Source organism: Janthinobacterium sp. Ant5-2-1 (assembly GCF_001445815.1).
Classification (GTDB): domain Bacteria; phylum Pseudomonadota; class Gammaproteobacteria; order Burkholderiales; family Burkholderiaceae_D; genus Janthinobacterium; species Janthinobacterium lividum_E.
Genome location: NZ_LNCE01000004.1, coordinates 129738 through 142333, shown reverse-complemented (window position 1 = coordinate 142333; position 12596 = coordinate 129738). Strand labels below are relative to the sequence as shown.

Annotated in this window: 16 protein-coding genes; 4 read left to right on the top strand and 12 right to left on the bottom strand. The window is 63.9% G+C overall.

The window, feature by feature from the left end:
• Positions 1–117: 117 nt before the first annotated feature.
• Positions 118–1293, top strand: a complete 1176-nt coding sequence (locus ASN89_RS00830) for a multidrug effflux MFS transporter (RefSeq protein WP_058047946.1) — start codon at positions 118–120, stop codon at positions 1291–1293.
• Positions 1294–1373: 80 nt separating this feature from the next.
• On the opposite strand, the gene ASN89_RS00825 is transcribed toward ASN89_RS00830, so the two are convergent.
• Both ASN89_RS00825 and ASN89_RS00820 read right to left on the bottom strand, forming a co-directional pair.
• On the bottom strand, positions 1374–1670 hold the full coding sequence (locus tag ASN89_RS00825; protein ID WP_058047945.1) for a hypothetical protein: 297 nt from the start codon (positions 1668–1670) through the stop codon (positions 1374–1376).
• 80 nt (positions 1671–1750) lie between these two features.
• Positions 1751–2191: a carboxymuconolactone decarboxylase family protein gene (locus ASN89_RS00820; protein ID WP_046683659.1), complete on the bottom strand. Its 441-nt coding sequence runs from the start codon at positions 2189–2191 to the stop codon at positions 1751–1753.
• Positions 2192–2296: 105 nt separating this feature from the next.
• Here ASN89_RS00820 and ASN89_RS00815 point away from each other — a divergent pair, with 105 nt between their 5' ends.
• Entirely contained in the window at positions 2297–3769 is a 1473-nt protein-coding gene (locus tag ASN89_RS00815; RefSeq protein WP_058047944.1) for a PLP-dependent aminotransferase family protein, read from the top strand.
• Here ASN89_RS00815 and ASN89_RS00810 read toward each other — a convergent pair.
• From ASN89_RS00810 to ASN89_RS00785, 6 genes are all read right to left on the bottom strand, one after another.
• Positions 3738–4328, bottom strand: coding sequence for a DUF1287 domain-containing protein (locus tag ASN89_RS00810; protein WP_058047943.1), 591 nt, complete (start codon positions 4326–4328; stop codon positions 3738–3740). The genes ASN89_RS00815 and ASN89_RS00810 overlap by 32 nt on opposite strands.
• A gap of 62 nt (positions 4329–4390) precedes the next feature.
• Positions 4391–4726, bottom strand: coding sequence for a DUF6616 family protein (locus ASN89_RS00805; protein WP_058047942.1), 336 nt, complete (start codon positions 4724–4726; stop codon positions 4391–4393).
• Between the two features lie 17 nt (positions 4727–4743).
• A complete protein-coding gene (locus ASN89_RS00800; protein WP_058047941.1) occupies positions 4744–5490 on the bottom strand; it encodes a HEAT repeat domain-containing protein in 747 nt (248 codons plus the stop codon).
• On the bottom strand, positions 5487–5996 hold the full coding sequence (locus ASN89_RS00795) for a MarR family winged helix-turn-helix transcriptional regulator (protein ID WP_200968932.1): 510 nt from the start codon (positions 5994–5996) through the stop codon (positions 5487–5489). The genes ASN89_RS00800 and ASN89_RS00795 overlap by 4 nt, the downstream gene beginning before the upstream one ends.
• Positions 5997–6067: 71 nt before the next feature.
• On the bottom strand, positions 6068–6517 hold the full coding sequence (gene trxC / locus ASN89_RS00790; protein WP_058047939.1) for a thioredoxin TrxC: 450 nt from the start codon (positions 6515–6517) through the stop codon (positions 6068–6070).
• Between the two features lie 88 nt (positions 6518–6605).
• Entirely contained in the window at positions 6606–7211 is a 606-nt protein-coding gene (locus ASN89_RS00785) for a LysE/ArgO family amino acid transporter (RefSeq protein ID WP_034757131.1), read from the bottom strand.
• Positions 7212–7413: 202 nt separating this feature from the next.
• On the opposite strand from ASN89_RS00785, the gene ASN89_RS00780 reads away from it, so the two are divergent.
• Together ASN89_RS00780 and ASN89_RS00775 are read left to right on the top strand one after the other, a co-directional pair.
• On the top strand, positions 7414–8304 hold the full coding sequence (locus ASN89_RS00780; RefSeq protein WP_058047938.1) for a LysR family transcriptional regulator ArgP: 891 nt from the start codon (positions 7414–7416) through the stop codon (positions 8302–8304).
• A 105-nt stretch (positions 8305–8409) separates the two neighbouring features.
• Positions 8410–9402, top strand: a complete 993-nt coding sequence (locus ASN89_RS00775) for an alpha/beta hydrolase (RefSeq protein ID WP_082654335.1) — start codon at positions 8410–8412, stop codon at positions 9400–9402.
• Positions 9403–9520: 118 nt separating this feature from the next.
• On the opposite strand, the gene phaP is transcribed toward ASN89_RS00775, so the two are convergent.
• The 4 genes from phaP to ASN89_RS00755 all read right to left on the bottom strand — a co-directional run bounded on the left by phaP (position 9521) and on the right by ASN89_RS00755 (position 12560).
• Positions 9521–10159 (bottom strand): phasin family protein, encoded by a 639-nt coding sequence (gene phaP / locus ASN89_RS00770; protein ID WP_058047937.1) that lies wholly within the window; start codon positions 10157–10159, stop codon positions 9521–9523.
• Between the two features lie 279 nt (positions 10160–10438).
• On the bottom strand, positions 10439–10774 hold the full coding sequence (locus ASN89_RS00765; RefSeq protein ID WP_058047936.1) for a hypothetical protein: 336 nt from the start codon (positions 10772–10774) through the stop codon (positions 10439–10441).
• Between the two features lie 27 nt (positions 10775–10801).
• Positions 10802–11173: a VOC family protein gene (locus tag ASN89_RS00760; protein WP_081368210.1), complete on the bottom strand. Its 372-nt coding sequence runs from the start codon at positions 11171–11173 to the stop codon at positions 10802–10804.
• A 115-nt stretch (positions 11174–11288) separates the two neighbouring features.
• Positions 11289–12560: a YncE family protein gene (locus ASN89_RS00755; RefSeq protein ID WP_058047935.1), complete on the bottom strand. Its 1272-nt coding sequence runs from the start codon at positions 12558–12560 to the stop codon at positions 11289–11291.
• Positions 12561–12596: the final 36 nt, after the last annotated feature.

The window sequence follows — 12596 nt, the reverse complement described above, 5'->3', positions numbered from 1 at the left end:
CGAAGAATTTCAAGATTCAATATGCGAAAAACGCATATAGATCACGTGGCGGCCTGCGATCAAACCCGATTGTTGCCACTAGCGTAAAATGACGGACTAACAAAAACACTCTTCAACATGACTAAATTATTAACATGGATTTTGGCGGGCCTGGCGATGGTCGGACCGCTTGCAATTGACACCTATCTGCCGTCGTTCCCCGCCATCGTGCAAGATTTCAATGCCAGCCCCCTGCTGGTGCAGCAAACCCTGAGCTTTTTCCTGTTCACGTTCGCCTTCATGATGCTGTTTTACGGCACCCTGTCCGACTCGTTCGGCCGCCGTCCCGTGATTCTCGTCTCGCTGGTGCTGTATGTGATCGCCTCCGTGGGCGCCGCGCTGGCGCCGTCGCTGGGCTGGCTGCTGGCCTGGCGCGTGCTGCAGGGACTGTCGGCGGGCGCCGGTTCCGTCATTGGCCGCGCCATCGTGCAAGACCGCTATTCGGGCGCCGCCGCGCAAAAAATCCTCTCGCACATCATGATGGTGTTCGCGCTGGCGCCGGCCATCGCGCCCGTGCTGGGCGGTTGGCTGCAGGTGGGCCTGGGCTGGCGCTGGATCTTCTGGTTCCTCACGGCGTTCGGCGTGCTGATGTTCGTCGTCGTCTGGCGCGCGCTGCCGGAAAGCCTGCCGAAGGAACAGCGCCACGCCTTCCACCTGGGCGACATCGCCGTCAATTACTGGAAAGTGCTGTGCCAACGCCAGTTCCTGCTGTTGTCGACGGCCATCGGTGCCGCCTTTGGCGGCTTCGCCCTGTACATCGGTTCGGCCGCCTACTTCATCATCAATATCCTGCATCTGCCGGAAACAGCGTTTGCCTGGCTGTTCATTCCCTTGATCAGCGGCATGGTGTTCGGTTCGGCCCTGTCGGCGAAAATCGCCCACCGCTACAGCCAGCGCCAGATGATCTGGGCCGGTTTCATATTGATGCTGGTGGCCGCTGCAGCCAACATCGGCTACAACTATGTCTTTGCCGCCGAAGTGCCGTGGGCCGTACTGCCGCTGTTCTTCTACTCGTTCGCCCTGTCGATCGCCATGCCGCCGATGACCCTGATGGCGCTGAACCACTTCCCCAACAACAGCGGACTGGCATCGTCGATGCAATCGTTCATCCAGATGCTGCTGTTCGCCCTCGTCTCGGGCCTGGTGGCGCCGCTGCTGTTCGACAGCGCCTTGAACCTGGCGTATGGCGTGATGGCGGGGTTGCTGGTGAGTTTGGTTTGCTGGGTGTTTGCTCAAGGGAAGAGCAACGCGTAGGTCGGATTAGGCCCGGAGGGCCGTAATCCGACAACATTGTTGGCGGGTGACGTCGGATTACGCGCAAGCGCTAATCCGACCTACGGCCATGGTGCAGGGGTGACGTCCACATACTGCGCCCCGCCCTGCTCCGGTTCCGCTTCATCCTTTTGCGACGGCTGGTTCAACGACCCCGCCGGCGAACGCAAGCCCAATATCTCCTTGCGCGCCTCGACGAAGTCGGCGGAACTGAGGGGGTGCTGCTGGTCGGGCCAGTGGCTGACGGCCCATTCCTGCAAGGCTTCGTAGCGCCGCCACAGTTCGGCGATGAATTCGCGGCGCGCTTCTTCGTGCTGCTCCGGCGTCTTGTCGGCGCCTTCCCCGATAGGTACTTGCATGGCTGCTCCCTGGCTGATCAATCATCCGTTCAGCCTACGCAGGGGGCAGCCAGCCGTCTGTTCGCGAACGAACACAGGATTTATTCAGGCATCTTGCGAAAGCCCACGGCCAGGCGGTTCCAGGTATTGATGGAGCCGATGGCCAGGGTGACGTTGACCATTTCCGCCGGTGTCAATTGTTCCGCCAGCGCCGCGTAGTCTGCGTCGGACGCATGGTTCTGCGGCAGCAGGGTCAGCGCTTCCGTCCAGGCCAGCACGGCCCGCTCGCGCGGCGTGAAGAATGGCGTTTCGCGCCAGACGGACACGGCATACAGGCGGCGTTCCGTTTCGCCCGCCTTGCGCGCGTCGCTCGTGTGCATGTCCACGCAAAAGGCGCAGCCATTGATTTGCGAGGCGCGCAGGCGGATCAGCTCGAGCAGCGAGTGTTCCACGCCCAGCTTGGCAATCGCCGCTTCCAGCGCATACATGGCCTTGATGGCATCGGGCGAAGCTTGCACAAAGTCGAGTCGTTGCTGTGTCATGATGGCATTCCTTGATAAAGTAGAGATGCATCATTGTAGAAGCGCAAGAAGAGCGTGCGGCAGGCCAATCTCCCCGAAAAACAGCAGACCACCAGCAGACACACCATGGAATTACATATCCTGATCGACGGCACGCGCGACCTGGGCGGCCAGCTGTACCGCCAGCTCAGCGAAGCCATCCGCTCGGGCCGGCTGACGGACGGCCAGCAATTGCCGCCCTCGCGCCTGCTGGCCAGCCAGCTGGGCCTGTCGCGCAAGACGGTGTCCGACGTGTATGACAAGCTCGGTTATGAAAAGCTGCTGGTCGGCAAAGTGGGCGTGGGCAGCTTCGTGCAGACGCCGCACGCCTCGCCGCAGCGGCGCCACGCCAGCACGCCGCTGGCCAGCGCGCAGCGCATCGCCCGCTGGGAAGCGACGCCCACGCCCTTGCGCCGCGCCAGCCAGGAAACGCCGGCGCGCTACGCCTTCATCGGCGGACGCGCCACGCCCGCGCACTTCCCGCAGGATGAATGGCGCGCCTGCATGCTGCACGCCCTGCGCCAGGGCGGACAGGCGCGCGGCCGTTATGGCCCCGTGGAAGGCTTGCCCGCCTTGCGCGCGGCGATTGCCGGCCATGCCGCCTTCAGCCGCGGCATCCATTGCACCGAGGAACAGGTGCTCGTCACCAGCGGCGCGCAGCAAGCCTTGCACCTGCTGGCGCAAACCCTGCTCGAACCGGGCGACACAGTTGCCGTGGAAGAACCCGGCTACCCGGTGGCGCGCGCCGTGTTCGCCAGCCAGGGCGCACGCGTGGTGGGCATCGAAGTGGACGAGGATGGCCTGATCGTCGGGCAAATCCCGGACGGCACGCGACTGATCTATGTCACGCCCGCGCATCAATTCCCGCTGGGTATGCCGATGAGCATGGCGCGCCGACACGCCTTGCTGGAGCGGGCGCAGCAATTGGGCGCCATCATCATCGAGGACGACTATGACAGCGCCTTCCGCTACGAGGGCCGGCCCGAGGATGCGCTGCAAAGCATGGACCGCTACGGCATCGTCGCGCACGTGGGCAGCTTTTCCAAGATCATGTTGCCGGAACTGCGGCTAGGCTACGTGGTGCTGCCGGAAGCCATCGTGGCCGCCGTGCAGACGGTGAAATACCTGAGCGATTGCCATACGGCCAGCCTGGGCCAGCATGCGCTGGCCAAGTTCATCGGCGACGGCCATTTGCTGCGCCACATCCGCCGCTGCCACGATATCTATGCGGGGCGGCGCGAGCGGCTGCTGCACTGGTTCAACGGCCCGCTGGCGCCATGGTTCCGCCTGGTGCCGGCCAGCGCCGGCTTCCACGTGGCGGCACTGGCCCAGGCGCCGCTCGATATCGCCGAATTGCAGCGCCGCGCGCGCCTGGCCGACATCAGCCTGTATGCGCTGGCCAGCTTTTACCACGGCCCCGCCCGCCATGAAGGCCTGTTCCTCGGCTATGGCGCCATCGACAAGCTCGATATCGACACGGCGCTGGCCAAGGTGCTGGCGATTCTGCAGGAAATAGCGCCCGTATCCGTCAGCGCGGCTGCCAGCGATAGTGTCCCGTAACCGGATAGCTGAACAGAATATTTTCCTCGCGCGCGCCCTCGCCGATGTTGTGGATGATGAGCGGCGTGCCGCTCCACGACTGCTTGTCGCTGACGATGCCGATATGGGTGAGGTTGCCCGGCAGTCGCCACGTGACGATGTCGCCCGCGCGGTAAGCGTTCGCCTCCTTGCTTGGCGGCAGGCTGGTGCCGTGGCGGGTAAAGTAGGTGCCCAGGTTCGGCACGCGGCGGTGGTCGATATTGCGGTCCGGCCCCTTCATCTGCCAGCGTCCCTGCTGCTGGTACACCTGCCACGCCTTGCGCATGTCTTCGTGCACGAGCACCTGCAAATCCTGCCCCAGTTGGCGGTAAGCGCGCACGACCACGTCCGTGCACACGCCCCGCTCAATCGGCACGTCGCCGCCCGGATAGGCGAGCCGCTCATAGCGCGGATCGTACTGCACGGTCACGCCCACCTGCTTGCGGGCGGCGACGACGAGGGCTTGCGGGGTGGCAGGGACTGCTGACGCCAGCATGGGCGCCAGGGCAAGCAACAGGGTGGAGAGCAGTTTGGTCGGCATCAACGTCGGTATTCAGATGGAAATGCCAACTTTACCTCAGTGGCAAGGAAAACGCCGTACGCTTAGATGGTCGCCAGCTGCGCCAGGTGGCCAGGAAAATCCACGGCCGTGCCAGCCGCATTGACTGTGTCGAAATAATCATGCCAGCCCGTGGCGGCGATGCCGGCCAGCAAGGCGTCCAATGCCGCCTCATCCGGGAAGCGCCAGACGGCATAGAATTGCTGGGCAGCCGCGTGCAGCTTGCCGCCATCGATGGCGCCCATGGCCAGCGCTTCGGCGCCCATGCCGGACAAGGCCGCCATGCCGGCGCCCACCCTGTCGAAATACGCCTGGCGCGCGGCGCCGTCGAGGGCCAGCCAGGCCGGTTTCGGGCTATACAGTTCCAACAGATAATGCATGTTTGTCCTCCAAAAAATCAAGAAATCGAACGCAGGGCGCGCTTGCAGATGCGCTGCGTCGCGGCAGCAGGGGTTTCCTGCAGCCATTGCGCACACAGGCTGCGCACCCAGTCCGGCTCGCTCTTGGCCGCATCGTTAAGCCAGTTGGCCACGGAATCCTGCACATAGACGGCCGGGTCGGCGCGCAAGGGCTGCAGCACGGGCAAGGCCAGCTGCGGCTGTTCTTTTAAGCGGGCAATATGCGCGCACCACACGCCGCGCGGGCGCAGCGCTTCGCAGGCAAAGCGGCGCACTCGCTCCGACGGGTCCGCCGTCCACGGCGACAGCAAGCTGATGGCCTCTTCAAGATGCGCCGCCAGATGGGGACGCAGCGCCAGCCAAGCCCATTCGCGCACGCCAAAGTGCTTATCGTCGGCCAGCGGCCGCATGGCAGCCAGCTGTTGCGGCAAGCTCAAGCCAGCCTGGGCGGCGATGGCAAAGCAGACCCAGCCGCGTACCGTGTCGGATGGGTGGGCTTGCAGCAAAGCCAGGTCGGCGTTGGCGTCCAGCAACAATTGCGCCGCCAGTGCCATGCGCTTGGTGATGCCGTCTGCCGCCTGCGCGCGCATCCACTCCAGCCCGGACGTAGCAATACCAGGCACGGCCGTAGCCAGCAACTGGGCGAAATCGATGGCCAGCCCTTCCGTCAGGGTCGCGCTGGCCACGCTCCCGTCGTTCAACAGGGCCAGGCGCGCGGGTGCGATGTCGGCGACGCCGCGGCTCATGGCGCACCCCGATCCGTCTTGCGCCAGGCTTTTTCCAGCAGCGCGCTCAACATCTGCATTTCTGCCGGCGTGAAATCAGCAAACAGGCTGGCGATCCATTGCGCGTGTTCATCGACCAGGGTCGCGGCGGCGGCTTCTCCCTTGGCGCTCAGGCGCACGAGCAGCTTGCGCCGATCGAGCTGATCAGGATGGCGCGCCAGGAAACCGTCGCGTTCGAGGCCGTCGAGCAAGCCCGTGATGGTGCCGCGCGTCACCCCTGCCCGCTCGGCCAATTCGTGCGGCGAAAGTCCGTCGGGCACGCCGCGCAGCAGGGACAGCAGCACAAACTTGCCTTCGGACAAGCCATGCCGGCCGAGGCGCGCGGCGCAATCGCCATCGATGGCGGACGCCAGGCCCAGCACTTCAAAGCACAGGCGCAAGCGCCCGATCGATGCCTGCGTGTCCGCGCCAAGCGCGCGGCGCTGCACGTCACCGAGCAAGGCCGTGTATTTCTGTTCGAGTTTCATCATAAGGCACAATATAATATGGCGCCATATTAAATGTCAAATCGAAAACCTCGACGGTTTTCTCTGGATGTTTAAAATCGTGCCTTGTCTCGTGCCCACGCGACGATGGCGTTCGCATCGATGGCGCCCGGCTGGCGCGCCACTTCCACGCCCTTGCGAAACAGGGCCAGGGTGGGAATGCTGCGGATATTGAAGCGGCTGCCCAGGTCCGGCGACGCTTCCGTGTTCACCTTGACGACGCGGAACGCCGGTTCCAGGGTCTTGGCGGCCTGGATATAAAATGGCGCCATGCTGCGGCACGGGCCACACCATGGCGCCCAGAAGTCGACCAGCACGGGAATGTCGCTGCGTTCGATATGCTTGAGGAAACGGGCGCTGGCCAGGTCCACGGGCTGGCCCGTGAATAAATCCTTCTGGCACTTGCCGCAAGTGGGCTGTTCTGCAAGCCGCGCGGCCGGCAAGCGGTTGACGGCGTCGCAATGGGGGCACACGATGTGCAGGGAGTCTGGCGTGGTGGTCATGGCATTCCTGTAAAGCGTAGCATCAAGTTGACGGCTATTCTACGGGGAATTGCCGCGCGCCGCAGGCAGGCTGCGGCGCTTGTCACGCTTACAGGAACAGCGAGGCGGCGATGGCCCACATGACGAGGGCGATGATGCCGTCGAGCACGCGCCAGGCCATGGGCTTGGCAAATACTGGCGCCAGGTAGCGGGCGCCAAAGCCCAGCAGGAAGAACCACAGGGCCGACGCCATGATGGCGCCGCCGGCGAAATAGAAGCGTCCCACGCCTTCATGCTGGCCGCCGATCGAGCCGAGCAGGATGACCGTGTCGAGGAAGGCGTGCGGGTTCAGCAGGCTGAACGCCAGCGCCGCGCCGATCACGGCCCAGTAGCCTTCGGGCGACTTGGCGGCCGACACCGTCAGGGCCGTTGGGCGCCAGGCCGACTTGGCGGCGCGCAAGCCGTAGGCGATCAGGAAGGTGGCGCCGCCAGCCTTGGCCCACAGCAGGAAATTAGGATTGTCGGCAATGAACGTGCCCATGCCGGCCACGCCGGCCGTGATCAACATCGCGTCGCACACGAGGCAGACCAGGATGCAGGTGAGCACGTAATGCCGCTTCAAGCCCTGTTTCAGCAAGAATGCGTTTTGCGTGCCGATGGCCACGATCAGGCTCGCGCCGAGCCCCATGCCTTTCAAGAAGATTGCGCTGTCCATATCGATTCCTTTATTGCTTTCCATCACGCGCACGGCCGCCCACGCTCTGCCGGCAAAGGCAAAGTCATCAGAGGTAGGTGGAGGGTGGTGCGGAACCAGGAGGACCGCGCGGCAGAGTGGAGTTGTTACCCTATTTCAACAGTGTAAAGAAAAAGTAAATATAAGTATAATGAATGATTCTAACCATATATAAGAGAAACTTATGCGCGTCGTCGATTACCGTGGATTGGCCGCTCTCGACGCCGTGATCGGCCTGGGCAGCTTTGAAAAGGCCGCGCAGGCGCTGGCAATCAGCCAGCCGGCCGTGTCGCAGCGCATCCGCACCCTGGAAAATCTGGAAGGCACCCTGCTGATCATCCGCAGCCACCCGCCCCTGCCCACGGAAGCGGGCCAGCGGCTGATCGCCCACTACCGGCAAGTCAAGCTGCTCGAAGCGGCGCTCGACGCCCAGCCCGGTCCCACCACGCAATTGCCGGCGCTGGCCATCGCCGTTAACGCCGACAGCGCCGCCACGTGGATTCCGGAAGCGCTGGGGCCGCTGCTGTTGCCGCCGTCCTGCCTGCTCGATATCCGCCTCGACGACCAGGACCACACTCTGAGCCAGCTGCGCGAAGGGCGCGTGTTTGCCTGCGTCACCAGCGCCAACGACCTGGTGGCCGGCACCACCGCCACGCCGCTGGGCGGCATGCGCTACCTGTGCGTGGCCTCGCCAGGGTTCGCGCAACAGTGGTTTCCCCATGGCTTTACGGTGGAAGCCGTCAGCCAGGCGCCCGCCATCACGTTTGGCAGCAAGGATGCGCTGCACGAGCGCTATCTGCAGCACCGCCTCGGCTACACGGGCCGCTATCCGCACCATGTGCTCGGTTCGGCGCGCGACTTCGTGCGCTTCATCGAAGCGGGCTATGCTTATGGCATGGTGCCCTTGCTGCAGGCGGAAACGGCGCTGGCCGCCGGCAGGCTCGTCGACGTGGCGGCCGGTCAAGCGCTCGACGTGCCACTGACCTGGCATGCCTGGGATATCCAGACGCCCCTCACACGCACCCTGTCGGACGCCGTCATCGCCACGGCGCGCAAATGGCTGTTACAGGATTGATTGACGCATGCAACATTTATCTATGCTAGAGAGCAACTTCCCCGTGTGCGCCCTGCCCAGCCTGGCCTACACTGCAAGCATCATCATTCACCATCGGGAGCCAGCATGACGATCCTGCGTACCACCCTGCTCGGTTTGCTGGCGGCCATCCCGCTCGCTGCCGGCCTGGCCGCCTGCTCGCCCTTGACCGCCATCAATGCCCTGTCGTCCGGCAGCGCCTCGCAAGTGACGCGTGGCTTGGCCTACGGCCCCCTGCCACGGCAAAAGCTCGATGTGTACGCCCCAAAAATCCGCACGGGACCCGTGCCCGTGGTGGTGTTCTTTTATGGAGGCAACTGGACGACGGGCGAGCGCGCCGATTATGCCTTCGTCGGCCATGCGCTCGCCGCGCGCGGCTACCTGGCCGTGATCGCCGATTACCGGCTGTATCCAGACGTGCACTACCCCGAAATCTTGCAGGATGCGGCCCGTGCAGTGGCCTGGGCTGCAATGGAGTCGAGCCGCCATGGGGGCGATCCGGCGCGTCTGTTCGTCATGGGCCATAGCGCCGGCGCCTACAACGCGGCCATGCTGGCGCTCGACGCCAGCCTGCTGGCGCGCCACGGCATGCGTCCGCAAGACTTGCGGGGCTGGATAGGCCTGGCCGGCCCCTATGATTTCCTGCCGATCGAAAACATCATCACCCGGCCCGTTTTCTTTTACCCGGACACGCCTGCCGCTTCGCAGCCCATCCATCACGTGACGGCCGACGCCCCGCCCGCCCTGCTGATCGCCCCGGCGCTAGGCAAGGATAAACTGGTCGATCCGCAACGCAACACGGGCGGCCTGGCCAGCGCCTTGCGCGCGCTGCACCGGCCCGTGACGGAAACCTATTTCGACCACGTGGGCCACGCCACCCTCGTCGCCACGCTGGCCGCTCCCTTGCGCAGGCTGGCGCCCACCCTGGACGCCGTCAGCGCCTTCATCGATGCGAACAGCGGGACCGCGATCTTGCCCGAGACAACCGCACCAACAAACATGGCCTTGCCAACCCGCCCGTCTGGCGCGGCCACGCCGGCGCCTGAGCCGCACGCATACGACAAAACGCCCGCCCCGTGAAGGGCGGGCGCGCTGCCCGGATCAATACGCACGATGCCGCGTGCCGGCTAGCCGCATAGCTAGCTGCATGGCAAGGCTCGGCCCTCGCGATGCGGCCCAGCTGCAAGCCGCCTCGTGCTTACTCTTTACGGCTGGTGCTGCTGCTCTTGCCTTGCGCGGAACCCGCTTGCTGTGCGCTGCCGCTGGCCGAACCTTCGCTGCCGGACGACTGCTGGCTGCCCTGATGGCCGGCGCTTTGCAGGCTTTGGCCGTCACGGCTTTGCGCGCCACGCTGCTGGTCGCGGTTGGCGCCGTTTTGCTGATAAGCCTGGAACGGTTCGGCCATGCGCTGCATCGCTTCCTGCTGCTTGCGCACGTTTTTCTCCGTTTCTTCCGAAGCGGTGCGGGCCACTTCTTCGGCCAGGGCCTTGGCGGTACGGCTCGTTTCATTCACATGACGCTCTGCCACATTGGCCAGTTCGACCTGCGTATCGGCTGCCAGGCGCGACACCTGTTGCTGGTACTTGCGCAGCTGCTCGGCGGCAGGCTGGCCCGATGCGGCAGCCACTTGGAACGCATCTTCAGCGCGCTCGACCGTCAGCAGGTTCTGACTGGTGACCGTGCTTTCTTCCAGCAAGCCTTGCGCCAGCTGCATGTTCAGGTCACTGAAGTGCTGCATCGACTGAAACAGCGACTTCGACAGGCCATTGAAGAAAGCCAGTTGCGCTTCCAGGTGGTTTTTGGCGGCGGGGGTAACACTACGGGAATATGGATACATGGAGTTCCTCATTAAATAGCAGTTGGGTGGACATAAACAGATGGCGACACCACCTGCTGTCGAACGGTGAGGCAGACAGCCGGGCTACGCCACGAAACGCGAAAAACATATCCGGTTGGTGGGAAGATGCTTTGCAACGCGAGTCCCAAGGCTACGTGAGCACTGCAGGTGAGGGATGATCTGGATCAAAGGTGCGCCAGGCAGCGCAGAAAGTTTGTACTGGACAGCCTGCCCTTGGCAAACGTCAGTAACAGAGGGGGAAATTTGTGCCAGGCAGGCTCAACCAACGGCGCCCGTGCCCGGCACGACGGGCTTGTAACCATGGCTGCGCAGCGAGGCTTCCAGCCAGCGGTTGCCATACCAGCCACGCGCCAGCAGGTAGCTGAGTTCCGCGCCGGCCATCAGCAGCATCATCGGGCCGACACGCATTTCGGTGGCGAGATGGCTGCCAAACCACAGGCAGGCATCCATCGCCAACATGAGCAGCACCAGCCACCAGCGGCGCTTGGCGACGGCCCAGAACGAGCCCAGGAACAGGGCCGGCCAGGAAAAATCCGCTTTGACGTAGGCATAGCGGCCGGCGGCGTCGGCAAACAGGGTGGCGCTGTGCTTCATGCTGCTCTTTTCAGGTAATGCCCGGCGTCAAGACTCGGGACGGTGACAGACGGCTTCGACATTGTGGCCATCCGGCCCCAGCACGAAAGCGCCATAATAATTCGGGTGATACAGGGCGCGGATGCCTGGCGCGCCGTTGTCCTTGCCACCCGCTTCCAGCGCGGCCTTGTAGAACGCGTCCACCTGGGCACGGTTGTCCGCCGCGAAGGCGAGATGCATGCCCGCATGCGGCTTGTCGCCCACGCCGAACCAGAAATCCGGCTTGCCATCCTTGCCCATGCCAACCCAGCCCTGCTCTTCCATCACCACCGATACGCCCAAGGGCGCCAGGGCAGCAGAAAAGAAGGCCTTGCTGGCCTGCGCATCGCTGACATTCAAACCGATGTGATCAAGAATCATGGTGGCGCTCCCTGGAGGTAGTGGAATAGAAAATACAGTATGCGCCAATATTGCCTTTTAGGCAATCACGACTGTATATCCGCCGCAGTTACTCCAGGAAGCGCCATGCGCCAGCCTAGCGCAGGTTGCCCGTATGACCGAGCGAATAGCGGCCCGGCTGCGGCCAGACGGTCAGGCCGTGCGGCTCCTGGCCCACTTTCACCTTGGCAACGTCGCCGCTGGCCGTGTCGATGCGGTAGACCACGTCGTCGAAACGGCCGGACAGCCACAGATATTTGCCGTCGGCGGACACATTGCCCATGTCGGGGCTGCCGCCGCCGGGAATCGGCCAGTTCGACACGACTTTTTCCGTGGCGAAATCGATCACGCTGACGCTGCCCTTGCCCTTCGGCTTGCCGTGGATGCGGTGCGTGCCGCGGTTGGCCACGTACAATTTTTTGCCGTCACGGCTAGGGTACAGGCCGTGCGCGCCCACGCCCGTCTGGATGAAGCCGATTTCCTTCAGGGTGACGCCATCGACGATGTGCACGCCGTCGGCGTCCATGTCGGCGATAAAGAATTTCTTGCCGTCCGGCGAGATGCGTATGTCTTGCGGCATGCCCTTCTTGACACTGCAGATTTCATTCGCCGGGCCGCCCACGGGGCCGGACTCGGCAAAGCGCTTGGCCGGCATCTGCAATTTCAGGTAGCCGTCGACCTTGCGGCCCACCAGGTCGATCTTGGCGATGGTGCCGTCGAATTCGCAGGTGAACATGGCGTAGCGGCCGTCGTTCGAGAAATCGGCATGGTTGATGCCGCCGCACTGGGGCGTGTCGATCGAATACTGCACGGCCATGGTCTTGGGATCGCGGAAATCGAGGCGGTGACGCGCTTCGGCCACGACGATGGCCGACTTGCCGTCCGGCGTGTAATACATGTTATAGGGGTCATCGACGGGTACTTCCTTGCCCGGCTTGCCCGTCAACGGGTCGATCGGCGTCAAGCTGCCCTTGTCCGTGCGCTCGGCATTGTTCGCCACCCACAGGGTGCGCAAGTCCCACGACGGCACGACGTGCTGCGGGCCGCTGCCGACCTTGAACTTGTCGACCACTTTCAGGCTTTCCTGGTCGATCACGTACACATCGTTCGAACGCAGATTGGGCACGTAGACGCGGCGCAAGTGATCCTTGACGACGGGGCTCATATTGCTGTTGGCGATGCTGCCGTACACGTTTTTCGGGTCCACCAGCGGCGGCATGCCCGGCAGCGGAGAATAGGCGGTGGCCGGCGCTACGGCGGCCGGGGCCGGCGTGCTGGCGCCGATGACCTGGCTGGCCACGCCCAGACCTGCCAGTGCGGCAGCCAGGGCGGACAAGGTGACGATGGTGCGTCGTTGAGATTTTTTCATGTGATTTCGCGTCATTTCGTTGCAAAAGCCGGAAGT

Bases quoted from the DNA above. Each gene is read 5' to 3' on its own strand.
- ASN89_RS00830 (WP_058047946.1), top strand. From the start codon at position 118: ATGACTAAATTATTAACATGGATTTTGGCGGGCCTGGCGATGGTCGGA.
- ASN89_RS00825 (WP_058047945.1), bottom strand. From the start codon at position 1,670: ATGCAAGTACCTATCGGGGAAGGCGCCGACAAGACGCCGGAGCAGCAC.
- ASN89_RS00820 (WP_046683659.1), bottom strand. From the start codon at position 2,191: ATGACACAGCAACGACTCGACTTTGTGCAAGCTTCGCCCGATGCCATC.
- ASN89_RS00815 (WP_058047944.1), top strand. From the start codon at position 2,297: ATGGAATTACATATCCTGATCGACGGCACGCGCGACCTGGGCGGCCAG.
- ASN89_RS00810 (WP_058047943.1), bottom strand. From the start codon at position 4,328: ATGCCGACCAAACTGCTCTCCACCCTGTTGCTTGCCCTGGCGCCCATG.
- ASN89_RS00805 (WP_058047942.1), bottom strand. From the start codon at position 4,726: ATGCATTATCTGTTGGAACTGTATAGCCCGAAACCGGCCTGGCTGGCC.
- ASN89_RS00800 (WP_058047941.1), bottom strand. From the start codon at position 5,490: ATGAGCCGCGGCGTCGCCGACATCGCACCCGCGCGCCTGGCCCTGTTG.
- ASN89_RS00795 (WP_200968932.1), bottom strand. From the start codon at position 5,996: ATGAAACTCGAACAGAAATACACGGCCTTGCTCGGTGACGTGCAGCGC.
- trxC (WP_058047939.1), bottom strand. From the start codon at position 6,517: ATGACCACCACGCCAGACTCCCTGCACATCGTGTGCCCCCATTGCGAC.
- ASN89_RS00785 (WP_034757131.1), bottom strand. From the start codon at position 7,211: ATGGACAGCGCAATCTTCTTGAAAGGCATGGGGCTCGGCGCGAGCCTG.
- ASN89_RS00780 (WP_058047938.1), top strand. From the start codon at position 7,414: ATGCGCGTCGTCGATTACCGTGGATTGGCCGCTCTCGACGCCGTGATC.
- ASN89_RS00775 (WP_082654335.1), top strand. From the start codon at position 8,410: ATGACGATCCTGCGTACCACCCTGCTCGGTTTGCTGGCGGCCATCCCG.
- phaP (WP_058047937.1), bottom strand. From the start codon at position 10,159: ATGTATCCATATTCCCGTAGTGTTACCCCCGCCGCCAAAAACCACCTG.
- ASN89_RS00765 (WP_058047936.1), bottom strand. From the start codon at position 10,774: ATGAAGCACAGCGCCACCCTGTTTGCCGACGCCGCCGGCCGCTATGCC.
- ASN89_RS00760 (WP_081368210.1), bottom strand. From the start codon at position 11,173: ATGATTCTTGATCACATCGGTTTGAATGTCAGCGATGCGCAGGCCAGC.
- ASN89_RS00755 (WP_058047935.1), bottom strand. From the start codon at position 12,560: ATGAAAAAATCTCAACGACGCACCATCGTCACCTTGTCCGCCCTGGCT.